This is a genomic window from Shinella sp., assembly GCF_035998705.1.
In the GTDB taxonomy this organism is placed as follows: domain Bacteria; phylum Pseudomonadota; class Alphaproteobacteria; order Rhizobiales; family Rhizobiaceae; genus Shinella.
Window position 1 is genome coordinate 31,479 of record NZ_DASYHH010000006.1, and the last position, 22,460, is coordinate 53,938.

Consider the following 22,460-nt stretch of genomic DNA (forward strand, 5'->3'; position numbering starts at 1 on the left):
GCTTGTTCCTTTCGCTCCAAGAGGCCGGCGGACCGGCTGGAAATCTTCACCGAAACTCGAAACGCTCGAACTCGACACGGCGCGGCGCCTTGCCGAGTTCCTTCAATCCCTTCTCGATCGCCAGCCGCAAGGGTGGCGGCCCGCAGAACCACAGGTCCGCTTCTGCCGGATTCATGCTGGTGCCGGCCACGAGCTTCGTCGCGTCGAAGCGGCCGTCGATCGCCGAATTGTGCAGAACGAAATTGAAGTTCTCGAGCTTTTCCGCCTGCGCGCGGAACGTGTCGAGGCCGATCGCCTCCGCCCCGTCGCGCACGCAGTAGACCATGTGGATATCCTGCCCCTCGTCGCCCTTCAGCCGGCTCGCCATGGCGAGGAACGGCGTGACGCCGATGCCGCCGGCAAGCCAGATCTGCTTCTTGCCGCCGCGCTTGTGGTTGAAATGCCCGTAACCGCCTTCCAGCGTCAGTGCATCGCCGACAGCGACGCCCTCGCGCAGCGCCTTGGTATAGTCGCCGAGCGGCTTGATGGCGAAGCGGACCGAACCGTCCTCGTCGATGCCGGCAATGGTGAAGGGATGCGGCTCGCGCAGGCCCGGCTTGTTCACCCGGAAGAAGCCGAACTGGCCGGGCATGGCCCTGAGCTTGCGGTTGATCGGCCTTGCGGAAATGATCGTCGCGCCCTCGTGGCGCTCGACATTCACCACCTCGTAGCGGCGGGTGCGAAGCCAGGGCAGCAGCTGCGTATAGGCGTAGCTGACGATGCCGACGGCCGCGAAGAGGTTGAGATAGGTCGCCAGGAACGCCGTGCCGTCATAGGGCCGCTTGATGAACATCTGGTGGAAGGCCACCAGTACGAAAAGCAGGCCGATGAAGCGGTGCGTGATGCGCCAGTACTGGTAGGGAATCTGGAAGCGCGTCTTCGGGATGACCTTCACGATGCTGAGGATGAGCAGGAAGACGAAGCCGTAGAAGGCCCACTCGCCCATCGTTGCCGCCAGGATGTTCAGCCCGCTGGTAACGGCAAGGCCCTGGAAATCCGGTGCAATGAAATAATGCACCAGGATAAGACAGAGCACCGCGATGCCGATCTTGCGGTGAAACTGGTAGATGCGGTCGAGCCCGCCGAACAGCCGCTCGACGAAGGGCGGGCGCGTCGCCATGAACTGCGCGATCCCCATGGCGACGAAGGCCATGGAAGAGGCCATCAGCGAAAAGGTCGTGCCCGCATTGGTATGGCTGACGGCCGGCACGGCCAGCAGGCCGGCAAAAACAATCAGGATTGTTGCGATGATGGAACCCGCAGTCAACGTATGCCCCCACAATTCAACTGGACGGTCCGAATTCCAGGGGCATGCTGGCAAGGCCCATGACGTTCGTCAACCGCATTCGTCCTATCGACGCGTGGGCGAGCGGCTTTATTCGGGTTGGTTTCGCAAGGGCGAGAAAGAGATCGGAAAACGTATCCCGGGGAACACAAACAAGGCCGGGACAGACGCAAAAAAGGACGCCTTTCGGCGCCCTTCAATCTGCGGTTTCAGGAATGCAGCTACTTGCCGAGCCGCTTGATGTCCTCGCGCGCCCTGTCGGCGAGCGGATGTTCGGGATGGCGCGCGATGAACAGTTCGAGCGCCTCGCGCGTGCCCTTGGACTTCAGATTTTCATATTCCGCCTGTACGGCTTTCTCCGGATCAGACGGTCGCGCCATGATGCCGCCGGTGCCTTCGGGCGCCTCCCCGGCTGCGGCGAGGACAAGGCAGGTCGTGGCGACAATGGTTATTTTCGAGAACAATTTTAACCTCCGGTCGAATAGCATTCGGCGATCATCCGTTCTGTGCTACGAGTTGCCCATCCGATCACAGGTGGAGTGGGTGTTCAAGCATCTACAGAATCGGAGTGAATTGCGGTCTATCCAAGGCACGCAACAAAAGGTCCGGCATAACAGGAGAACGTGACATGACAGGCACCGGTAAGGTCACCAAGACCATCAACAAGACTGGTATAACAGCAATCGATGGCGTGTTGTCTGGCTCTGCCTGGTCAGGTTCCCTGACCTTTGCTTTCCCGACATCGTCGAGCGCCTATGATTACACGGGCGAACCGGACAGCGGCTTCGGCACGATCTCCTCCCTGCAACAGACCGCCGCCCGCTTCGCGCTGGACACGGCCTTCGGAAGCACCGCGAACAACGGCTTTTCCGTCGAAGGGTTCACCAATCTGGCGGTCTCGCAGGGCGGCGCCACGACGTCCAACCTGCGCTTTGCCGAATCGGACATGCCGTCCACGGCCTGGGCCTACTATCCTGGAAACAGCAGCGAGGCCGGCGATCTCTGGTTCGGCCGCCAGTTCGACTACCGCTCGCCGGTCGCCGGCAACTATGCCTGGGCGACGATGCTGCACGAGATCGGCCATGCGCTCGGCCTCAAGCACGGCCATGAGGGCGAAGACGGTTTCCCTGCTTTGCCCGCCAACCGGGACTCGATGGAATATTCCATCATGACCTACCGCTCCAACATCGGCGGCCCGGCTGACGGCTACCGCAACGGTGAGTTCGATTACGCGCAGTCCTACATGATGTCCGACATCGCCGCCTTGCAGCGCATGTACGGCGCCGACTTCACCACCAACGGCACCAACACCGTCTACAAATGGAACCCCGGCAGCGGCGATACGCTCGTCAACGGCAAGGTTGCCATCGATGCCGGCGCCAACCGCATCTTCGCCACCATCTGGGACGGCGGCGGCAGAGACACCTACGACCTGTCGTCCTACAAGAACGGCGTCAGCGTCGACCTGCGCCCCGGTCAGCATTCGAAATTCAGCGACGTCCAGCTCGCCCTCCTCAACTTCGAAAGCGACGCCTATTCGCGTGGCAACATCTTCAACGCCCTGCTCTTCAAGGGCGACACGCGCTCGCTGATCGAAAACGCCAAGGGCGGCAGCGGCAATGACGTGCTGCGCGGCAACCAGGCGAACAACACGCTGCAGGGCAACAACGGCAACGACAAGCTCTTCGGCATGGTCGGCAACGACAAGCTCGACGGCGGCAAGGGCAACGACCAGCTGACCGGCGGTGCCGGCGCCGACGACTTCGTGTTCAAGAAGGGTTATGGCCGCGACACGATCATGGACTTCAAAAACAACATCGACGACATCGATCTGCGCAGCTACAATTTTGCCAGTGTCAACGCGGTGCTCAACAAGGCAACGCAGGTCGGTGACGACGTTCACATCAAGTTCTCCAGCACGGACATCCTCATCCTCGACGACTTCAAGCTGAAAGATCTCGACGCCCGCGACTTCCTGCTCTGATTTCCAGCAACGATCCGAGCACAGCACGGCCGGAACCCCTGAGGTTCCGGCCTTTTTTGTTGCATGTCACCGCCCAGAACCACCTCTGATATATCAGCGCAATGGACATCCGTTTTGCGACATGCCACCATGTGATATATCAATCGGGATTCGGGAATGACGGAAACCGCGGCGTCGCAAGCCCACCTCGCCTATCTCGCCCTCGAAGGGCTGATCGTCACGCTGAAGTTGAAGCCGGGCTCGCTGGTCAACGAACGCCAGCTCGTCGCGCTCGCCGGCCATGGCCGCACCCCGGTGCGCGAGGCGATCCAGAAGCTGGAATGGCAGGGCTTGATCGCCGTGCGCCCGCGCGCCGGCCTCCAGATCACGGCGATCGGCCCGGATGATCACGCGCATGTCATGGCGACGCGCCGGCAGCTGGAGCCGCTTGCCGCAGATCTCGTCGCCCGGCACGCGAGCGACGAACATCGACAACAGCTCGTCGCCTGCGCGCAGACGATGACGGCCTGCTCGATCCATTCCGACATGGAGGGGTTTCTCGGCGCCGACAAGACCTTCGACGAGATCATGGAGCAGGCCTGCCCCAACCGCTTCGTGACCTCCGCGCTCGCCCCCTTGCAGACCCATGCGCGCCGGCTCTGGTTCGCCCGCGCCGACAACCGGCAGATGGACCGCGCGGTGGATCTGCATGTGAAGGTCATCCGCGCCATCCGCAACGGCGATAGCCCGGCGGCGGCCACGGCAATGTCCGATCTGCTCGATTCGCTTTCCGCCTGAAACGAAAAAGGGCGGCCCGAAGCCGCCCTCACTATCCCATATGCCCGTCGCTCAATCGACGAAGGCGCGCTCGATGACGAATTCGCCGGGCTTGTTGTTCGAGCCCTCGATGAGGCCCGCCTGCTCCAGCAGCCCCTTGGTTTCCTTCAGCATCGCCGACGAGCCGCAGATCATGCCGCGGTCGACCGCCGGGTCGAAATGCGGCACGCCGAGATCGGCGAACATTTTTCCATTGCTGATGAGGTCGGTGATACGGCCCTGGAACGGATAGTCCTCGCGGGTCACCGTCGCATAGTGGCGCAGCTTGTTGCCGACGACTTCCGCCAAAAATTCGTGGTTGCGGATTTCCTCGACGAGGTCGAAGCCGTATTTCAGCTCGGAGACTTCGCGGCAGGTATGCGTCAGGATGACGTCATCGAACTTTTCATAGGTTTCCGGATCGCGCATCAGGCTTGCGAAAGGCGCAATGCCGGTGCCGGTCGAGAACATGTAGAGCCGCTTGCCGGGCGTCAGCGCGTCGAGCACCAGCGTGCCGGTCGGCTTCTTGCGCATCAGCACGGTGTCACCCGGCTGGATCTGCTGGAGATGCGAGGTCAGCGGGCCGTCCGGCACCTTGATCGAGAAGAATTCCAGTTCCTCGTCCCAGGACGGGCTTGCGATCGAATAGGCGCGGTAGACCGGCTTGTCGCCGACCATCAGGCCGATCATGGCGAATTCGCCGGAGCGGAAACGAAAGCTCTCGGGGCGCGTCATGCGGAAGCTGAACAGGCGATCCGTATAATGCTGCACGCGCGTCACCGTCTCGGCGAATACGCCGGCGGGAATGGCGGGCACGAAATCTTCGGTCTTGGCAGGTGCGTTCATTTCGGGATCGATCCTGGCTGCGTCGGAAAGTCTTGACGATAGGCAGATATTACATGTTGAGCCGCGAAGGAAGGTATTGTGTTCCAATGCGCCGATTGGCCGCGCATCGCTTTTCTAACAACGCTTGGCGGCCTTTCTTATTCCGGCGTAAGCCTAAAACACGATTGCGGCGTTTCGCCGGTCGCGCCTTGAATCAGGCCCGCCGCCGCCAGCTGTAGGAACCGGCATCTTCCGATGCCCGTGCCGTCGGCTGGTAGTGGTTGTCGATGCCCGGCAGCCGGTTTTCCGCAAGCCGCTTCAGCGCCGTCGCGTTGGTCACGGCAAAGCTGTCGATGCCACAGCGCAGCATCAGCGGAATCTGGTCGATCAGCACGTCGCCGACCGCCCTCACCTCGCCGGTAAATCCGAGCCGCGAACGCAGCAGCGAGGCATGGCTGAAGGCGCGGCCGTCGTTGAAGGCCGGAAAGGCGACGGCGACCAGCGCCAGCCGGTCGAGATGGCCTTCGAGCTTGCGCACGTCGTCCGCCGGGTTGATCAGCACGCCGAGGCCCGTTTCGTCCGTCTTCGCCAGAAAATCGTCGAGACCGAGTACCGCCTTCTCGTTCGAGCCGGCCTTGACCTCTTCGGTTTCGAGGATCCAGGGATCGTCGGTCACGAAGCCGGCTTCGTTCCAGATTTTCGTCATCATCGCGCTCCTCAGGCTGCCGCCGCCGTCTTATCACCGTAGAGCGCATCCTTGAAGGGCTGCGGTCCAACGCGACGATAGGCATCGAGGAAGATTTCGGACGGATCGAGGCGCAGGCGCAGATAGGTGTCGACGATCACCTCGACGGCATCCGTCACCTTTTCCGGCTCGAAGCCGCGACCGATGATCTCGCCGATCGAGGTGTTCTCGTCCCCCGAGCCGCCGAGCGTGATCTGGTAGAGCTCCTCGCCCTTCTTCTCGACGCCGAGCAGGCCGATATGGCCGACATGGTGATGGCCGCAGGCATTGATGCAGCCGGAGATCTTGATCTTCAGCTCGCCGATTTCGGCCTGCCGCTCGGGCGCGCCGAAACGCAGCGAAAGCTCCTGCGCGACGGGAATCGAGCGGGCGTTTGCCAGCGCGCAATAGTCCAGCCCCGGACAGGCAATGATATCCGTGATGAGACCGGCGTTCGCCGTCGCCAGGCCTGCCGCAACCAGGCCGCGATAGATCGGCTCGAGATCGGCCAGCGCCACATGCGGCAGGATCAGGTTCTGCTCGTGGCTGACGCGGATCTCGTCGAAGGCATATTCCTCCGCAATGTCGGCAACCGCCTCCATCTGCACATCCGTCGCATCCCCCGGAATGCCGCCGATCGGCTTCAGGGAGATCGTCACCATGCCGTAGTCGGGATGCTTGTGCGGCTGCACGTTCTGGTGCACCCAGCGGGCGAATTCCGCATCCGCCTTCTTCCACTGCGCCAGGCTTGCCCAGCCTTCCGCGCGCGGCGCCAGTGCCGGCGGGGCGAAATAGGCGGTGATGGCGGCAATATCCTTTTCCGGCAGCTTCAGCTCGGTGTTTTTGAGTTCGGCGAACTCGACCTCCACCTGCCGCGACAATTCCTCGACACCCGTTTCGTGCACGAGAATCTTGATGCGCGCCTTGTACTTGTTGTCGCGCCGGCCGTGCAGGTTGTACACGCGCATGATGGCCGTGGTGTAGGACAAGAGGTCCTCTTCCGGCAGGAAATCGCGGATCTTCTTGGCGATCATCGGGGTGCGCCCCTGCCCGCCGCCGACATAGACGGCAAAGCCGATGCGGCCGGCGTCGTCCTTCTTAAGGTGCAGGCCGATATCGTGCACCTGGATGGCCGCGCGGTCGCGTTCCGCACCGGTGACGGCGATCTTGAACTTGCGCGGCAGGAACGAGAATTCCGGATGCACGGAGGACCACTGGCGCAGGATTTCCGCATAGGGCCGCGGGTCGGCGACCTCGTCGGCGGCAGCACCGGCAAAATGGTCAGCCGTGACGTTGCGAATGCAGTTGCCCGAGGTCTGGAGCGCGTGCATCTCGACCGTCGCGAGATCTGCCAGCGCATCCGGCAGCTCGTTGAGCTTCGGCCAGTTGTACTGGATGTTCTGGCGCGTGGTGAAATGGCCGTAGCCGCGGTCGTATTTGCGCGCGATATGCGCCAGCATGCGCATCTGGCGGCCGTTCAGCGTGCCATAGGGAATGGCGACGCGCAGCATGTAGGCGTGAAGCTGGAGATAGACGCCGTTCATCAGGCGCAGCGGCTTGAACGCGTCCTCGGCAAGCTCGCCGGAAAGGCGGCGGCCGACCTGGTCGCGGAACTGCTCAACGCGGTCGGAAACAAAGGCGTGGTCGAATTCGTCGTAGCGATACATGCAGAGATCCTCAAGCCGCCGGTGCGGCCGTCGCGGTCAAGCCGGAATAACCGGCGGCATAGAAAATGGTCGGGCCTTCGGCGCGGATGCGCTCGCGCATGCGCAGCGGCCGCAGCACACCGTCGACTTCTTCGACGTCGACGACGTTGACGTCAACCACTTTGTTGTCGGCCAGCGCCTGCTTGCCGGTGGCTTCCAGTGCATCGACCGCCTCCTTGTGGCGCGCCACGAAGGCGGCCTGGAGCTGCTCGTTCCAGGTGCCGGCGGCATCCAGCCAGACGGAAATGCCGTCGGAAAGGCGGTTGGCTGTCAGAACCTTGTCGGCCATGTCATGCTCCCAATACTGCTGTGCTGCGCACGGTCTCGCGGATGGCGAGCGGTGCGGAATGTTCGAAATTGGCGCCGGCGACGGCGTCGCCGATGATCACCATGACCGGACCGGAAAGCTCGTCGCGATGTTCGAGCCCCGGCAGGTCCTTGAGTGTGCCATGCAAAAGCCGCTTGTCGCGACGGCTGGCATTTTCCACCACGGCGACCGTGGTTTCCGCCGGCAGGCCGGCATCCATCAGGCGCGCGGCGACGGAGGCCGCGACGGTACGGCCCATATAGACGGCGACGGTGGCGCCGGAAATCGCAAGCCGCGCCCAGTCCGGCAGGACGGCACCCGTCAGGTCGTGCCCCGTCGTGAAGACGAGGGACGAGGCGACGCCGCGCAAGGTCAGCGGCAGTTCGAAATCGGCGGCGGCCGCAAACGCCGAGGTAATGCCGGGCACGATCTCATAGGTCACGCCCGCCTGACGCAGTGCCGCCATTTCCTCGCCGGCACGGCCATAGACGAGCGGATCGCCGGATTTGAGCCGCACGACACGCTTCCCGTCCTTGCCGAGTTCGACCAGCAGGTCGTTGATCTCTTCCTGCGACTTGGAATGACAGCCCTTGCGTTTTCCAACGGAAAGGCGCTCGGCATCGCGGCGGCCCATGTCGACGATCGCCTGCGGCACCAGCGCATCGAAGACGATGACGTCGGCTTCCATCATGACGCGCTGGGCGCGCAGCGTCAGCAGGTCTTCGGCACCCGGGCCGGCGCCGACGAGCCAGACATGGCCCGCGGCCTTGCCCTGCGAATTCAGCAACGTGTTGGCGGAGTGGCGGGCGAGATCGATATCGCCATTGTTGACGGCATCGGCGACCGCGCCCTGGAAGAAGCGGCGCCAGAAGACGCGGCGGGTAACGCCGCGCGGCAGCACGCGATCGACGGCGTCGCGATAGCCGCTGGCGAGGCTCGCCAGCCGGCCGAGCGACGGGGACAGAATCTGGTCGACCTGCGCGCGGATCATCTGCGCCAGCACCGGGCCGGCGCCTTCCGTGCCGATGGCGACGGCGACGGGCGCGCGGTTGACGAGCGCGGGCGTGAAGAAATCGCAATAATCCGGCTGGTCGACGGCATTGACTGGAATGCCGAGCGCGCGGGCGGCGGCGGAGATGGCGCGGTCGGCGGCAGCATCGCCGGTTGCGGCGAAGACGAGCGTCGCGCCGGCAATCGCCTCGCTGGAAAACGGTTCGCGGACGAGCACGAGGCCGTTATCCGCGATGAAGCGGGCGAAATCGGCTTCCGGCGCTTCCGCCAGAACGACGATCCGGGCATCCGTGTTGAACAGCAGGCGCGCCTTGGCAAAGGCCTCGTCGCCTTCGCCCACGACAACGACCGTCCTGCCGCTCGTGCGGAAGAACGCCGGGAATGTCGAAAGCTTCTGCTGCGGTTCAGTCATGGGTTCGTCCGTTAGGAGTGTGCGCACTATCGCGAAAAATGACCATAAACGAAAGAAACATAAATCCTGAACCTTATGGAGGCGCGTATTGTTTTGCTCGCACCTTCCGCATTTTGAGCATAAGTCACCGGCCGCCCTTGCCTCTCCGCCGCGGCGACCGCTAAGGATGCGCCATAAGACCAACCGGGAATCCCATCATGGACCAGGCCGCCCTTGCAAAGCGCCTTCTCGACGTCATCGAATTCGACATCCTGCCATTGACGCGCGACGGTGTCGCCGCCGGCAACAAGGTGTTTGGCGCGGCGATCCTCAAGAAGTCCGACCTCTCGCTGGTTCTCGCCGAAACCAACAACGAGACGGAAAACCCGCTCTGGCACGGCGAAGTGCATGCGCTGAAGCGGTTCTACGAACGGGCTGAAAAGCCCGATACGAAAGAGCTGGTGTTCCTCTCGACGCACGAGCCCTGCTCCATGTGCCTCTCGGCGATCACCTGGGCCGGCTTCGACAATTTCTACTATTTCTTCAGCCACGAGGATTCGCGCGACGCCTTTTCGATTCCGCACGACCTGCGCATCCTGAAGGAGGTTTTCCGGCTCGATCCCGGCGGCTACGCCAGGACCAACGCCTTCTGGCGCTCCGCCGCCATCGCCGATCTCATCGCGACCTCGGATGAAGCCGCGAAGGCGGACCTTAAGAAGCAGGACGCCGAAATCCGCGCGGCCTATGACGGATTGTCGGAAAGCTACCAGTCCGGCAAGGCCGGCAACAGCATCCCGCTGAACTGAGCGACGGCCATGGAACCGAGCCGCGAGATAAAACGCCTGATCGAGATCATGGCGGCGCTGCGCCAGCCGGAGACCGGCTGCCCCTGGGATGTCGTCCAGACCTTCGAGACGATCAAACCCTATACGATCGAGGAGGCCTACGAGGTCGCCGATGCGATCGAGCGGAACGACATGGACGACCTCTGCGAGGAGCTGGGCGACCTGCTCCTTCAGGTGGTTTTTCACGCCCGGATGGCGGAGGAACGCGGCGAGTTCGATTTCGGCAGCGTCGTCGAGGCCGTCACGCGAAAAATGATTCGCCGCCATCCGCATGTCTTCGCCCGCTCGGATGCGGACACGCCCGAGGCGGTGAAGCTGCAATGGGACGACATCAAGCAGGCGGAAAAGCGCGAGCGCAAGGAGCGCCGCGCCAGACGCGGCCTGCCGGAGGACCCGCTGCGCGGCCATCTCGGCTCCGTGCAGCGCTCCTTCCCGGCGCTGGTAGAGGCGCTGAAGCTTCAGGAGCGCGCCGCCAAGGTCGGCTTCGACTGGTCGGAACCCGCGCCCATCCTCGACAAGATCGAAGAAGAAATCGGCGAACTGCGTGAAGCGCTCCGCAACGATGATCAGACGGCTGTCGCCGACGAGTTGGGCGACCTGATCTTTGCTTTGGTCAATATCGGCCGCCATGTCGGCGCCGATCCGGAAATGGCGCTGCGCGGCACGAACACAAAATTCCGCAACCGCTTCTCCCATATCGAGGACAGCCTCGCCGCGAACGGCGAGAGCCTCGAAGCGGCGACGCTGGAGCGCATGGAAGAACTGTGGCAGGCCGCCAAGCAGATCGAACGGCAGTTGGTGAAGTAAAAACCCCTCATCCGCCTGCCGGCACCTTCTCCCCGCAAGCGGGGCGAAGGGGGCGGATGCACCGGTTTCCCCAAAACGGGACCGCCCTGGATGGAAGGAAGCTTTTCGTCTTGCCCCTTCTCCCCGCTTGCGGGGAGAAGGTCGCGGCAGCGGGATGAGGGGCTGCCCCTCAGCGTTCCCAGTCTTCGCGTGACGTCTTCTGGCCGATGCCGAGGCGGCGGTCGAGTTCGGCGGCTTCTGTTTCGGTCAGCCGCAATTCCAGCCGCACGTTGCCGTCTTCCATGTCCTCGCGGTGATCGACGATCGAGTGATCGTAGATCCATGGCAGCAGCTGTAGCTGCATCACCGGCACGACGATATCGCGATCGACGAGCACGCCGGAAAGCCGCTGGTTGATTTCGGCGAGCAGCGTATCGACGCCCTCGCCCGAAATCGCCGACACGGCGATGACGGTCGGCTGCGTTTCCGCCTTCTGCACGAGCGCGGCGCGGCCTTCCGGCTCCAGCCGGTCGATCTTGTTCCAGACTTCGAGGATGCGTTCCGCGCCGTCCTTCTCGTCGATGCCGAGATCGGTGAGAATGCGCAGCACGTCCGTGGACTGGGCGCCGTTGTCCGGGTCGGACATGTCGCGCACATGCAGGATGAGATCGGCTTCCAGCACCTCTTCCAGCGTCGCGCGGAAGGCGGCGACGAGATGGGTCGGCAGGTTGGAGATGAAGCCCACGGTGTCCGACAGGATGACGGTGCGGCCCTGCGGCAGCTTCATGCGGCGCAGCGTCGGGTCGAGCGTGGCGAAGAGCATGTCCTCGGCCAGCACGCCTGCCCCGGTGATGCGGTTGAACAGCGTCGACTTGCCGGCATTGGTGTAGCCGACGAGCGCCACGATCGGATGCGGCACCTTCTTGCGCTTGGAGCGGTGCAGCTGGCGGGTGCGGCGCACCTGCTCCAGTTCGCGCTCCAGCTTGATGATCTTGTCCTGGAGCAGCCGACGGTCGGCTTCGATCTGCGTTTCACCCGGACCGCCCATGAAGCCGGCGCCACCGCGCTGGCGTTCAAGGTGGGTCCAGCTGCGCACCAGCCGGCCCTTCTGGTAGTTGAGATGCGCGAGCTCGACCTGCAGCGTGCCTTCCTTGGTGGAGGCGCGCCGGCCGAAGATTTCGAGGATCAGGCCCGTGCGGTCGATGACCTTGGCGTTCCATTCCTTCTCGAGATTGCGCTGCTGCACCGGCGTCAGCGGATGGTCGACGATGACGAGGCCGGCATCGTTTTCGTCGAGCGCCGCCTTGATCTCCGCGATCTTGCCGCTGCCGAGCAGCGTGCCGGGCTTCGGCTGGCTGACGGGCACGAGCGCCGAATGGGTGACGGTGAGGTCGATCGCGCGCGCAAGGCCGACGGCCTCTTCCAGTCGCGCCTCTTCGGAGCGCGCCATGGCGCCCTGGTCGGACTGGCCGCGTGCGCCCTTCAACACGGGGGCGATCACGACAGCGCGCATATCGTCCCGGTGCTTTTCAGCTTCCGGAACGATGGATTCCTTGTCTGTATCGGATTTTTTAATGTTCGTGCGTCCTGTCAGGAGCCGCTTTCCTCGGTCTCGAACATCTGCAACGGCTGTCCCGGCATGATGGTGGAGATCGCGTGCTTGTACACGAGCTGCGAATGACCGTCGCGGCGGAGCAGCACACAGAAATTGTCGAAGGAGGTGACAACCCCGGTCAGCTTGACCCCGTTGATGAGAAAGATCGTGAGAGAAATCTTTTGCTTGCGAACGGTATTAAGAAAAAGATCCTGCAGGTTCTGAGAACGTTCCGCCATCGCGCCGCTTCTTTCTGATTGCCGGCCCTCGAGACCGGTTGAGTAAAATAAATTGTCCCCGGGCCCGGCAAGAACTGCCGAACCGTCGATTTTGGTATCAAATCGCAGTCTTCTCCGCAACGGCGAAAAAGGCTTCGCGAATTTTCTGCGCCGTCATGCCCGGATGGCCGTTGGCGATCGTCTCGCCGTCGACGGAAACCACCGGCAGGCAGATCGTCGTGGCGCCGGTGACGAAGATTTCCCGCGCCTCCAGCATCTCCGCGACGGAGAATCGACGCTCCGTGACCGGCAATCCAAGCCGTTCCGCGACATCCATCAGCGTCATGCGGGTGATACCGCCGAGGATGCCGTGATCGGCCGGCCTTGTGACGAGGTTTCCGGCCTTGTCGACAATCCAGAGATTCGTAGCGCCACCCTCTGTCACATTGCCCTCGGCGTCCACAAAAATCGCTTCCTGCGCGCCTGAATCCTTCGCCCGCTGGCGCGCCAGCACGTTCGGCAGCAGGCCAACGGTCTTGATATCGACCCGGCCCCAGCGATTGTCCGCGACGGTGATCGCCTTGATTCCCGTCGCATATTTTGCCGCGTTCGCCGCCGGGTTCAGGCTCTTGGCGGTAACGACCAGCGAGGCCCGCACCTCGGGCGACGGAAAGACGTGGTCGCGCCTGGCGACGCCGCGCGTCACCTGGAGATAGACCATGCCGTTGACGACATGGTTGCGGCGCAGCACCTGCCGCATGATTCCCGAAAGTGCTGCGCGCGGCATCGGCGGGCGGATGCGGATTTCGGAAAGCGAACGGTCGAGCCGGTCGAGATGGCGCGTCAGGTCGATGATGAACCCTTGCTGCACCTGGCAGACCTCGTAGACCGCGTCCGCGAAGACGAAACCCCGGTCCTCGATATGCACCGCGGCATCGGCATGGCGGACATAACGGCCGTTGACATAGGCGATACGCGGCATCGGAAATCCTAGAAATACTGAATGCTGACGCGGAAGAGCTGCTCGACATGGCGCACGGCCGCAGCGGCCGCAAAAAGCACCACGCGGTCCTTCGCCTTGATCTTGGTGTTGCCGTCCGGCCGGATCACCGTCTTGTCGCGATATATCGCGCCGATGCGGATGCCCGGCGGCAGCTCGATCTCGCGCAGCGGCTTGCCGACGAGCGGCGAGGTTTCGAGCGCCTCCGCCTCGATCACCTCGGCGGACCCCTTCTGCACCGCATAGACGGAGCGGATACGGCCCTTGCGCACATGTTGCAGGATGCCGGAGATCGTCACGGCGCGCGGATTGATATGCGCGTCGATGCCGAGCGTCTTGGTAAAATCCTGGTAGCTCGGGTCGTTGATCAGGACGAGGTTCTGCTTGCAGCCGAGGCGCTTGGCCATCACGCTGCCCAGGATGTTGATCTGGTCGTTGTTGGTGAGCGCCACGATCAGGTCGGCATCCTGGATATCGGCCTGGAGCAGCATCTTCTGGTCGAGCGCCGAGCCGTGCAGCACGACGGTGTTGCGCAGCTTGTCGGCGACCGCCACGGCGCGCTCGCGGTCGCTCTCGATGATCTTCAGCCGGGTCTTCGGCTGATAATCCTCGATCGCCCTGGCGACGAAATAGCCGATATTGCCGCCGCCGGCGATGACGATGCGCGCCGCCTCCTGCTCCTCATGGCCGAACAGCGCCAGTGTGCGCCGCACATGGCCCTTGTCGCAGACCACATAGGCGAGATCGCCGGAATGCAGCTGGTCGGAGGAATTCGGCACGAAGAGCTTTCCGTTGGAAAAGATGCCGGTGACGGTGGCGTTCAGGTCCGGAAAGAGTTCGCTCAGCTGCTTCAGCGGCGTCTCGACGACCGGGCAATCCTCCATGCACTCGATCGCCACCATGACGATCCGGTCGTCGGCAAAGCGCACGACGTCGGTCGCGCCCGGGAAGGAGATGCGGCGCAGCACCATCTTGCCGACCTCCACCTCCGGCGAGATGGTGACGTCGATCGGCATGTTCTCGCGTGAAAACAGGTCGGAATATTCCGGCGCCAGATAGCTCTGCGAGCGGATGCGGGCGATCTTGGTCGGCACGTTGAACAGCGAATGGGCCACCTGGCAGGCGACCATGTTGATCTCGTCGAACAGCGTGACAGCGATCAGCATGTCGGCCTGGTCGGCGCCGGCCTTCGCCAGCACCTCCGGGTGCGCCCCGTGGCCGACGACGCCGTTGACATCGAGCGTCTCGGTTATGGCGGTGATGAGCGACGGCTGCGTATCGATCACAGAAACGTCGTTGCCCTCTTCCGAGAGCCGTTCTGCGATACCGTAGCCGACGCGACCGGCGCCGCAGATGATGACCTTCATAAAGAATCCCTCAAAACCCAGAGGGCCTTATACGCCAAGCGATTTCAGTTTGCGATGGAGCGCGGAGCGTTCCATGCCGACGAATTCGGCGGTGCGGGAAATGTTGCCGCCGAAGCGGTTGATCTGGGCGATGAGATAATCGCGTTCGAACATTTCGCGCGCCTCGCGCAGCGGCAGCGTCATGATGTGCTGGTCGCCCTGCGTCGAAATCTTCGGCAGCATGTCGCCCACTTCCGTCGGCAGCATGTCGGCGGTGATCGCCGTATCGGGGCCGTCGCTGCGGGCGAGAATCATCAGCCGCTCGATATTGTTGCGCAGCTGGCGGATGTTGCCCGGCCAGTCGTGCGCCTGGAGCACGGCCAGCGCATCGTCGCCGATTTTTCGCGCACGGATGCCGGCCTGTTCGCTGATCTGGCGCATGAACATGTCGACGAGGAAGGGAATGTCCTCGCGCCGCTCGGCAAGCGGCGGAACGCGCACCGGCACGACGGCGAGGCGATGATAGAGGTCCTCGCGAAAACCACCCTCGGCGATCAGGCTTTCGAGATTGTAGGCGGTGGACGAGAGGATGCGCACGTCCACCTTCACCCGCTTGGAGCCGCCGACACGCTCGAACTGCTGGTCGACGAGCACGCGCAGGATCTTGTTCTGCGTCTCGCGCGGCATTTCGCCGATCTCGTCGAGATAGAGCATGCCGCCATGCGCCTCTTCCAGCGCGCCCGTCTTGCGCGTCTGGCCGGGGGTGCCTTCGGTGCCGAACAGTGCGACCTCCATGCGCTCCGGCGTGATCGCCGCCGCATTGAGCACCACGAACGGACCGGCCGCCCGGCTCGACTTGCGATGGATCATGCGTGCCACCAGTTCCTTGCCGGAACCGGAGGGGCCGAGGATCATGATGCGGCTGTTGGTCGGCGAGACCTTGTCGATCGTCTGGCGCAGCTGCGAGACGGCGACGGAGGTGCCGATCAGCTCGCCCGGGTCGCCGGAGCGTTTTTTCAGCTCCGTCACCTCGCGACGCAGTTTCGAATTCTCCAGCGCCCGCTCGGCGATGAGAATCAGCCGGTCGGCCTTGAACGGCTTCTCGATGAAATCGTAGGCGCCGCGGCGGATCGCCGAAACGGCCGTTTCGATATTGCCGTGGCCGGAGATCATCACCACCGGCAGGTCCGGATGGCGGCTCTTGATCTCGTCGAGCAGCGCCAGCCCGTCGAGCTTGCTGCCCTGCATCCAGATGTCGAGGAAGACGAGGCGCGGCACGCGGTCGCTGATGGCGGCGAGCGCGCTGTCGCTGTCAAAGGCCGTGCGCGTCTCGTGGCCCTCGTCGGACAGAATGCCGGAGACGATCTCGCGAATGTCCTCTTCGTCGTCCACCACAAGAATATCAGACGCCATGGCTCACTTCCTTGCTCTTATTGTCCGCATCGACGGCCGCCGTTTCCTCGTAGGGCAGGATCACGCGGATCATCGCCCCATGGCCGTTGTCGAAATCCGCAGGGGCATCATGCAGTTCCAGCTGCCCGCCATGGTCTTCGATGATCTTCTTCACGATGGCGAGGCCGAGCCCCGTGCCCTTGTCGCGCATCGTCATATAGGGTTCGAGAATCCGGTGCCGGTTCTCCATCGGCAAACCCTTGCCGTTGTCAATCACATCAACGACGAACCGCCGTCCCGCGTCGTCGGGCGTCGCCCGCACGAGGACCTTGCGCTCGTCGCGCGTCGCGTCGGGCGGCAGCGCCTCGATCGCCTCCACGGCGTTCTTGATGAGATTGCCGAAGGCCTGGCCGAGCATGCGCGCGTCGAACAGGCCCTCGAGCGGCACCTCGCCGAGATCCTTGCGGAAGACGACGTGGTTGTTGCCCATCTCGCGCAGGAAAACCGCGTCCTTCAGGATGTTGCGCAGGTCCGAGCGTTCCTTGGTGGGCTTCGGCATGCGCGCGAAAGCCGAAAACTCGTCGACCATGCGGCCGATATCCTCGACCTGGCGCACGATCGTATCCGTACACTGGTCGAAGACCGCGCGGTCCTCCTGGTCGATCTGCTTGCCATAACGCCGGCGGATGCGCTCGGCGGAAAGCTGGATGGGCGTCAGCGGGTTCTTGATCTCGTGCGCGATGCGGCGCGCCACGTCCGCCCAGGCGGTCGAGCGCTGCGCGATGACGAGATCGGTGATGTCGTCGATGGTGACGACGTAGGATTCCTGCGCATCCTTCGCCTCCTCGCGCGTCACCTGCACGTTGAGCGTGCGCTCCTTGCCGCCATGCATGACGTTGATCTGCTTGCGGTAATTGTTGCGGTGGCGGGTCGAGCCCTCGTTGAGAACCGCTGCGATCTCGGGCGCGACTTCGGTCAGCGGCTGTCCGATCAGGTCGTTGGCATTGCGCCCCAGCAGGATTTCCGCCGAAAGATTGGCGATCGTCATGCGCCCGTCGTCCTCGACGCCGATCACGGCCGCCGTGACGCCGGACAGCACCGCCTCGATGAAGCGGCGGCGGTGATCGACCTCGTCCTTGGCATCGAGAATCTGGTCCTGCTGGGCGCGGATTTCCGCGATCATCTTGTTGAAGGTGCGCGACAGGTTACCGACGTCGCCGTCCGCCGTGCGCACCGGCACGCTGACGTCGAGATTGCCGGACGCCACGCTGTCCGCGGCACCGATCAGCTGGCGGATCGGCCGCACGATCCGATCGGCCACCGCGATCGCCGTCCAGATGGCGGCCAGAAGCACGATCAGCGCGAAACCGAGATAGAGCACGCCGAAGGCGATCTGCAGGGTCGTGCGGCCGGCCTCCAGCACTCGGTATTCCGCCGTGTTTTCCTCCATCAGCCGCATGGAGCGCATGACTTCCGGATCGACGGTGCGGATCGTGTAGAGGAAGGCGTCGGGAATATTGTCGAGCTTGATGATGGCGCCGACGAGGTTGGTGGCCCCCGGCGGGATCAGCGTCGGCTGGCCGGCGGCGGACGCTTTCAGCGCATCCTCGGGCACTGCCGGCAACGGATTTTCGATCTGGATATTGGCCTGGACAAGGGTCGAGCCGTCGGCGCGCAGCAGGAAGGCGCCGAGCATGCCGCGTCCCCTCGCCTGGCGCGTCATCAGCTCGATGAAGCCGGTGCGGTCGAGGCTGTAGAGCTGGCGGTTGCGGTCGAGGTCGTTCGCCATCGAGGCCGTCTGGCCCTGAAGATAGCTCGCATTTTCCAGCACATAGGCCTGCGCCACGTTGAGCGAGGAGCTGACGATCGACTGGGTGCGGATGGAGAACCAGCGGTCGAGGCCGACATCGAGCGTGATGGAGGCGAAGATCGCCACGAGCACCGCAGGCGTGATCGCGACGATGGAGAAGAGTGCGACGATGCGCACATGCAGCCGCGCGGCGGCACGGCCGCGGCTGCGGGCACGCAGCAGCCGCAGGATCTCGCGGCCGATCAGGAACATCAGGCCGACGATGAAGACCGCGTTGATCGCCGCCGAGGCGATGACGACATTGGCTTCCGGCTTGATCGGCGTCAGCCCGAGCAGGATGAACAGCGAGATCGTCGCGGCAACCAGCGCCCCGCCCGCAAGCACCAGGCCGGGCAAGGCGAAGGAGGCGCGCCGGTCGGCGCCCGTTCCCTTCTCATTTCCGCTCGAAAGCAGGCTCACGCCGTCCGTCATCTGCCGCATCGCTTCCCCACCGTGCGCCCTGGAAAGGCACCGGCGTATGTCTCATGTTTTGCGGAGTAGCGCCGACCGCGCGAAGGTCCGGCCGCCGTTGCACCCGAATCCAGGACGATCAGGCACGCGAACCTATTCGATCGCAAACCCCTCTGTTACCCTCAAGCAACAGATTGTGGCCAAAATGCAACGCCCGCTGCCGTTAAGTCAAGCAGAGCGCGAACTTCTGTACACGGATACACCCAGTTCGCGAATTTTCTTGCGCAGCGTGTTGCGGTTGAGGCCAAGCAGGTCGGCGGCCTTGATCTGGTTGCCGCGCGTGGCGGTGAGCGCTGCGAGAATCAGCGGATATTCCACCTCCGCCAGCACGCGGTCGTAAAGCCCGGCCGGCGGCAGCCCATCGCCGAAACTCGAAAAATACTGCCGCATGTTTTCTTCGACCGCCTGCGAGATGGACAGCGAGCCGCCGCGCACCACGGCCTTTTCGATCGGGCTGTCGGGAATATCGGCGCGCAGCTCCGTCTCGATGATCTCGCGGGAGATGACGTCCTGCGGGTAGAGCGCGGTCAGCCGGCGCACGACGTTTTCCAGCTCGCGCACGTTGCCGGGCCAGGGATGCGCCTTCATCAGTTCCAGCGCTTCCTGGTCGAAGCGCTTGGCGTCGAGCCCTTCCTTCTCCGCCTGCTGCACGAAATGGCGCACGAGATCGGGAATGTCCTCCGCCCGGTCGCGCAGCGGCGGCAGGCGCAGCGGCACGACGTTCAGGCGGTAATAAAGATCCTCGCGGAAAAGCCCCTGGTTGATCGACTGTTTCAGGTCCTTGTTGGTCGCAGCCACGATGCGCACGTCGGTGCGGATCGGCGTGCGGCCGCCGACGGTGGTGTATTCGCCCTGCTGGAGCACGCGCAAAAGCCGGGTCTGCGCATCCATCGGCATGTCGCCGATCTCGTCGAGAAACAGCGTGCCGCCCTCGGCCTGCTCGAAGCGGCCGGTCGAGCGCGTCTGCGCGCCGGTAAAGGCGCCCTTCTCGTGGCCGAACAGTTCCGATTCGATGAGGTCGCGCGGGATCGCCGCCATGTTGATCGCGACGAAGGGGCCGTTGCGGCGCTTGCCGTAGTCGTGCAGCGCGCGGGCGACGAGCTCCTTGCCGGTGCCCGATTCGCCGGTGATCATCAGCGTCAGGTCCGTCTGCATCAGGCGGGCGAGCACGCGATAGATTTCCTGCATGGCGGCCGAGCGGCCGACGAGCGGCATGCCGTCCTGCGTGTCGTCGTCCAGACGGGCGGGCTTGCGCTTCGGCTCGGACAGCGCCCGGCCGATGATCGCGATCAGCTCGGTAAGGTCGAAGGGTTTGGGAAGGTAGTCGTAGGCGCCCTTCTCCGAGGCCTTGATCGCCGTCATGAAGGTGTTCTGCGCACTCATCACCAGCACCGGCAGGTCCGGCCTTGCCTTCTTGATGCGCGGCAGCAGGTCGAAGGCGTTTTCGTCCGGCATCACGACGTCGGTGACGACGATGTCGCCCTCGCCGGCGGCGATCCAGCGCCAGAGCGTCGCTGCGTTGGAGGTGATGCGCACGTCGTATCCGGCGCGGCTCAGTGCCTGATTGAGAACCGTGCGGATCGCGGCATCGTCATCGGCAACGAGGACTGTGGCGCCTGTCATCAGATATGTCCTTTGGTCTTGGGAAAGTCGTCGTCTTCGCTGATGCCGCGCGACGCCGGCATCAGCACGCGGAAGGTGGTGCGGCTGCCCTGGCTGTCGCATTCGACGATGCCGCCATGGCCGCCGATGATTTTCGCAACCAGCGCAAGGCCGAGGCCGGAGCCGTTGGTCTTGGTCGTGATGAAAGGATCGAAGAGATGCGGCAGCAGGTCCGACGGCACGCCCGGCCCGTTGTCGTGCACGCAGAATTCCAGCGGCAGAGAAATCTTCTCCCGCGTGCCGGCGACCGAAAGCCGGATGCCCGGGCGATAGGCGGTGGTGAGCTGGATTTCGCCCTCCGGCCGGTCGCCGATGGCTTCCGAGGCGTTCTTGATGAGGTTCAGGAAGACCTGCACGAGCTGGTCGCGGTTGGCGAAGACCGGCGGCAGCGACGGGTCGTAGAGCTCGGTGATCTTGATATTGCGCGCAAACCCTGCCTTGGCGACGACCTTCACATGGTCGAGCACGGCATGGATGTTGAGCGGCACGCGATCGACCGGTCGCTCGTCGGAAAACACCTCCATGCGATCGACCAGCGAGACGATGCGGTCGGTCTCCTCGCAGATCAGCCGCGTCAGCGCCCTGTCCTCGTCGATGACGGACGTTTCCAGAAGCTGCGCCGCACCGCGGATACCGGACAGCGGGTTCTTGATCTCGTGCGCCAGCATGGAGGCGAGCCCCGTCACCGAGCGCGCCGCACCCCGATGGGTCAACTGCCGGTCGATCTTGTCCGCCATGGAGCGTTCCTGGATGACGACCACCACCGAACCCGGCTCGGTCGTCACTGGCGCCACATAGATATCGACCAGTTTTTCCGCACCCAGCCGCGGCGAGCTCAGGTCGACGCGGTATTCGCTGACCGGCGCCTTGCGCTCGCGCACCTGGTCGATCAGCGTCAGCAGCGGGCTGCCGAAGGGAATGACGGTGGAGACGTTGTGGCGGGCAAGATGGGTGGCGCTCGCGCCGAAAAACGATTCGGCCTCCCAATTGGCAAACGCGATCAGGCCGATCGCATCGACGAGGATCACCGGGTTCTGGATGGCGTTGAGCACGGCGAGCGCCAACTCGGGCGCTGCCGCATGCGGCTCTCCGGTCTTTCCCGTCATGCGGCCTCCTCGAGCCTCGCGGCTCCATCGCTGAGCAACGCCGCGGACAACCGATCGGCGACGAAGCCGCTGTCGCGCGCCGTCATGATCTCCGCCTTTGCCGCGCCCGGCAGGCCCGGTGCAAAACGCTCCAGATACCAGCCGACATGTTTTCGCGCATGGCGCAGCCCGGCTTCGGCGCCGTAGAAGTCGAGGATCATGCGATAGTGCTCCACCGCGACCGCCGCGATCTCTTCGCTCGACGGATGCGCGCATGCACCGGCAAGCACCGCCGGATGCCACGGCCGACCCTGCGCCGAGCGGCCGACCATCACCGCGTCCGCGCCCGAGCGGCGCAGGATATCCAGCGCATCCTCCGGCGTATCGACATCGCCATTGGCGACGAGGGGAATGGTCAGCACGTCCCGCACCGCGCGGATGGCGTCCCAATCGGCCCGGCCTTCGTAAAACTGCATGCGCGTGCGCCCATGCACGGTGATCATTGCGGCACCCGCTGCCTCGGCGCGCTGGGCGATGTGCGGCGCGTTGAGCGAATCGTGATCCCAGCCAAGCCGCATCTTCACCGTCACCGGCACCTTCACCGCATTGACCGTCGCCTCGATCAGGCCGAGCGCATGGTCGGGATCGCGCATCAGCGCAGAGCCGGAATAGCCGCCGATCACCTTCTTGGCAGGGCAGCCCATATTGATGTCGATGATATCGGCGCCCTCGCCTTCGGCGATTTTCGCGGCTTCCGCCATCCAGTGCGCCTCGCGGCCGGCGAGCTGCACCATATGCGGCCGGATGCCGCAATTGCGGATGCGCGACCAGCTTTCGCGCGCATTCAGCGCCAGTTCCCGGCTCGCCACCATCTCCGTCACCACCAGCCCCGCGCCAAAACGCCAGGCGAGATCGCGGAACGGCAGGTCCGTGACGCCGGACATCGGCGCCAGCACGACCCGGTTGCGGAGGGTCCGGCCGTCGATCTCTAGTGGCGCTGCCAACGTGGGGGTCGTCAAATGCTCATCTTTCAAGCAGGTCATCTCTTTGCACTATTTTTAGCCATTGTTGCCGTTCTTGCCAAGCCGCAATCACATCGGACCGCAATTTTCCACGCAGGCGCTGGAACTGCGCCTTCCTTCCGG

Annotated in this window: 20 protein-coding genes; 4 read left to right on the forward strand and 16 right to left on the reverse strand. The window is 63.9% G+C overall.

Going from position 1 to position 22,460, the window contains the following annotated elements:
* Positions 1-46 precede the first annotated feature (46 nt).
* Both VGN93_RS01335 and VGN93_RS01340 read right to left on the reverse strand, forming a co-directional pair.
* A complete protein-coding gene (locus VGN93_RS01335; RefSeq protein ID WP_327506024.1) occupies positions 47-1,306 on the reverse strand; it encodes a ferredoxin reductase family protein in 1,260 nt (419 codons plus the stop codon).
* 239 nt (positions 1,307-1,545) lie between these two features.
* Entirely contained in the window at positions 1,546-1,788 is a 243-nt protein-coding gene (locus VGN93_RS01340; protein WP_327506025.1) for a hypothetical protein, read from the reverse strand.
* Positions 1,789-1,952: 164 nt separating this feature from the next.
* Between VGN93_RS01340 and VGN93_RS01345 the strand changes: the two genes are divergently transcribed.
* Entirely contained in the window at positions 1,953-3,308 is a 1,356-nt protein-coding gene (locus tag VGN93_RS01345) for a M10 family metallopeptidase (RefSeq protein WP_327506026.1), read from the forward strand.
* Between the two features lie 156 nt (positions 3,309-3,464).
* Positions 3,465-4,085: a GntR family transcriptional regulator gene (locus VGN93_RS01350; protein WP_327506027.1), complete on the forward strand. Its 621-nt coding sequence runs from the start codon at positions 3,465-3,467 to the stop codon at positions 4,083-4,085.
* A gap of 51 nt (positions 4,086-4,136) precedes the next feature.
* On the opposite strand, the gene VGN93_RS01355 is transcribed toward VGN93_RS01350, so the two are convergent.
* From VGN93_RS01355 to cysG, 5 genes are all read right to left on the reverse strand, one after another.
* Positions 4,137-4,949, reverse strand: a complete 813-nt coding sequence (locus tag VGN93_RS01355) for a ferredoxin--NADP reductase (RefSeq protein WP_327506028.1) — start codon at positions 4,947-4,949, stop codon at positions 4,137-4,139.
* Between the two features lie 193 nt (positions 4,950-5,142).
* Entirely contained in the window at positions 5,143-5,634 is a 492-nt protein-coding gene (locus tag VGN93_RS01360) for a DUF934 domain-containing protein (protein ID WP_327506029.1), read from the reverse strand.
* Between the two features lie 11 nt (positions 5,635-5,645).
* Complete coding sequence (locus VGN93_RS01365) at positions 5,646-7,319, reverse strand: nitrite/sulfite reductase (protein ID WP_327506030.1); 1,674 nt, start codon at positions 7,317-7,319, stop codon at positions 5,646-5,648.
* 10 nt (positions 7,320-7,329) lie between these two features.
* A complete protein-coding gene (locus tag VGN93_RS01370; protein WP_327506031.1) occupies positions 7,330-7,647 on the reverse strand; it encodes a DUF2849 domain-containing protein in 318 nt (105 codons plus the stop codon).
* A 1-nt stretch (position 7,648) separates the two neighbouring features.
* Positions 7,649-9,088, reverse strand: a complete 1,440-nt coding sequence (cysG, locus tag VGN93_RS01375) for a siroheme synthase CysG (RefSeq protein ID WP_327506032.1) — start codon at positions 9,086-9,088, stop codon at positions 7,649-7,651.
* Between the two features lie 197 nt (positions 9,089-9,285).
* On the opposite strand from cysG, the gene VGN93_RS01380 reads away from it, so the two are divergent.
* On the forward strand, positions 9,286-9,873 hold the full coding sequence (locus tag VGN93_RS01380) for a nucleoside deaminase (RefSeq protein WP_327506033.1): 588 nt from the start codon (positions 9,286-9,288) through the stop codon (positions 9,871-9,873).
* A 9-nt stretch (positions 9,874-9,882) separates the two neighbouring features.
* Positions 9,883-10,719 (forward strand): nucleoside triphosphate pyrophosphohydrolase, encoded by an 837-nt coding sequence (gene mazG, locus VGN93_RS01385; RefSeq protein ID WP_327506034.1) that lies wholly within the window; start codon positions 9,883-9,885, stop codon positions 10,717-10,719.
* Between the two features lie 169 nt (positions 10,720-10,888).
* Here mazG and hflX read toward each other — a convergent pair whose 3' ends face one another.
* From hflX to dusB, 9 genes are all read right to left on the reverse strand, one after another.
* Positions 10,889-12,211, reverse strand: coding sequence for a GTPase HflX (gene hflX / locus VGN93_RS01390; RefSeq protein ID WP_327506035.1), 1,323 nt, complete (start codon positions 12,209-12,211; stop codon positions 10,889-10,891).
* A 77-nt stretch (positions 12,212-12,288) separates the two neighbouring features.
* Entirely contained in the window at positions 12,289-12,531 is a 243-nt protein-coding gene (hfq, locus tag VGN93_RS01395; protein ID WP_023514954.1) for an RNA chaperone Hfq, read from the reverse strand.
* A gap of 97 nt (positions 12,532-12,628) precedes the next feature.
* Complete coding sequence (locus VGN93_RS01400) at positions 12,629-13,492, reverse strand: D-amino-acid transaminase (RefSeq protein ID WP_327506036.1); 864 nt, start codon at positions 13,490-13,492, stop codon at positions 12,629-12,631.
* An 8-nt stretch (positions 13,493-13,500) separates the two neighbouring features.
* On the reverse strand, positions 13,501-14,877 hold the full coding sequence (trkA, locus tag VGN93_RS01405; protein WP_327506037.1) for a Trk system potassium transporter TrkA: 1,377 nt from the start codon (positions 14,875-14,877) through the stop codon (positions 13,501-13,503).
* A gap of 27 nt (positions 14,878-14,904) precedes the next feature.
* On the reverse strand, positions 14,905-16,269 hold the full coding sequence (locus VGN93_RS01410; protein ID WP_319323682.1) for a sigma-54 dependent transcriptional regulator: 1,365 nt from the start codon (positions 16,267-16,269) through the stop codon (positions 14,905-14,907).
* Positions 16,259-18,529: a PAS domain-containing sensor histidine kinase gene (locus tag VGN93_RS01415; RefSeq protein WP_319323745.1), complete on the reverse strand. Its 2,271-nt coding sequence runs from the start codon at positions 18,527-18,529 to the stop codon at positions 16,259-16,261. The genes VGN93_RS01410 and VGN93_RS01415 overlap by 11 nt, the downstream gene beginning before the upstream one ends.
* Positions 18,530-18,736: 207 nt before the next feature.
* Positions 18,737-20,191 (reverse strand): nitrogen regulation protein NR(I), encoded by a 1,455-nt coding sequence (gene ntrC / locus VGN93_RS01420; protein ID WP_319323681.1) that lies wholly within the window; start codon positions 20,189-20,191, stop codon positions 18,737-18,739.
* Complete coding sequence (locus VGN93_RS01425) at positions 20,191-21,336, reverse strand: nitrogen regulation protein NR(II) (RefSeq protein WP_327506038.1); 1,146 nt, start codon at positions 21,334-21,336, stop codon at positions 20,191-20,193. Before VGN93_RS01425 ends, ntrC begins: the two co-directional genes overlap by 1 nt.
* Positions 21,333-22,358, reverse strand: coding sequence for a tRNA dihydrouridine synthase DusB (dusB, locus tag VGN93_RS01430; protein ID WP_327506039.1), 1,026 nt, complete (start codon positions 22,356-22,358; stop codon positions 21,333-21,335). Before dusB ends, VGN93_RS01425 begins: the two co-directional genes overlap by 4 nt.
* Between the last annotated feature and the right edge of the window lie 102 nt (positions 22,359-22,460).

Bases quoted from the DNA above. Each gene is read 5' to 3' on its own strand.
- VGN93_RS01345 (WP_327506026.1), top strand. From the start codon at position 1,953: ATGACAGGCACCGGTAAGGTCACCAAGACCATCAACAAGACTGGTATA.
- VGN93_RS01350 (WP_327506027.1), top strand. From the start codon at position 3,465: ATGACGGAAACCGCGGCGTCGCAAGCCCACCTCGCCTATCTCGCCCTC.
- VGN93_RS01355 (WP_327506028.1), bottom strand. From the start codon at position 4,949: ATGAACGCACCTGCCAAGACCGAAGATTTCGTGCCCGCCATTCCCGCC.
- VGN93_RS01360 (WP_327506029.1), bottom strand. From the start codon at position 5,634: ATGACGAAAATCTGGAACGAAGCCGGCTTCGTGACCGACGATCCCTGG.
- VGN93_RS01365 (WP_327506030.1), bottom strand. From the start codon at position 7,319: ATGTATCGCTACGACGAATTCGACCACGCCTTTGTTTCCGACCGCGTT.
- VGN93_RS01370 (WP_327506031.1), bottom strand. From the start codon at position 7,647: ATGGCCGACAAGGTTCTGACAGCCAACCGCCTTTCCGACGGCATTTCC.
- cysG (WP_327506032.1), bottom strand. From the start codon at position 9,088: ATGACTGAACCGCAGCAGAAGCTTTCGACATTCCCGGCGTTCTTCCGC.
- VGN93_RS01380 (WP_327506033.1), top strand. From the start codon at position 9,286: ATGGACCAGGCCGCCCTTGCAAAGCGCCTTCTCGACGTCATCGAATTC.
- mazG (WP_327506034.1), top strand. From the start codon at position 9,883: ATGGAACCGAGCCGCGAGATAAAACGCCTGATCGAGATCATGGCGGCG.
- hflX (WP_327506035.1), bottom strand. From the start codon at position 12,211: ATGCGCGCTGTCGTGATCGCCCCCGTGTTGAAGGGCGCACGCGGCCAG.
- hfq (WP_023514954.1), bottom strand. From the start codon at position 12,531: ATGGCGGAACGTTCTCAGAACCTGCAGGATCTTTTTCTTAATACCGTT.
- VGN93_RS01400 (WP_327506036.1), bottom strand. From the start codon at position 13,492: ATGCCGCGTATCGCCTATGTCAACGGCCGTTATGTCCGCCATGCCGAT.
- trkA (WP_327506037.1), bottom strand. From the start codon at position 14,877: ATGAAGGTCATCATCTGCGGCGCCGGTCGCGTCGGCTACGGTATCGCA.
- VGN93_RS01410 (WP_319323682.1), bottom strand. From the start codon at position 16,269: ATGGCGTCTGATATTCTTGTGGTGGACGACGAAGAGGACATTCGCGAG.
- VGN93_RS01415 (WP_319323745.1), bottom strand. From the start codon at position 18,529: ATGACGGACGGCGTGAGCCTGCTTTCGAGCGGAAATGAGAAGGGAACG.
- ntrC (WP_319323681.1), bottom strand. From the start codon at position 20,191: ATGACAGGCGCCACAGTCCTCGTTGCCGATGACGATGCCGCGATCCGC.
- VGN93_RS01425 (WP_327506038.1), bottom strand. From the start codon at position 21,336: ATGACGGGAAAGACCGGAGAGCCGCATGCGGCAGCGCCCGAGTTGGCG.
- dusB (WP_327506039.1), bottom strand. From the start codon at position 22,358: ATGACCTGCTTGAAAGATGAGCATTTGACGACCCCCACGTTGGCAGCG.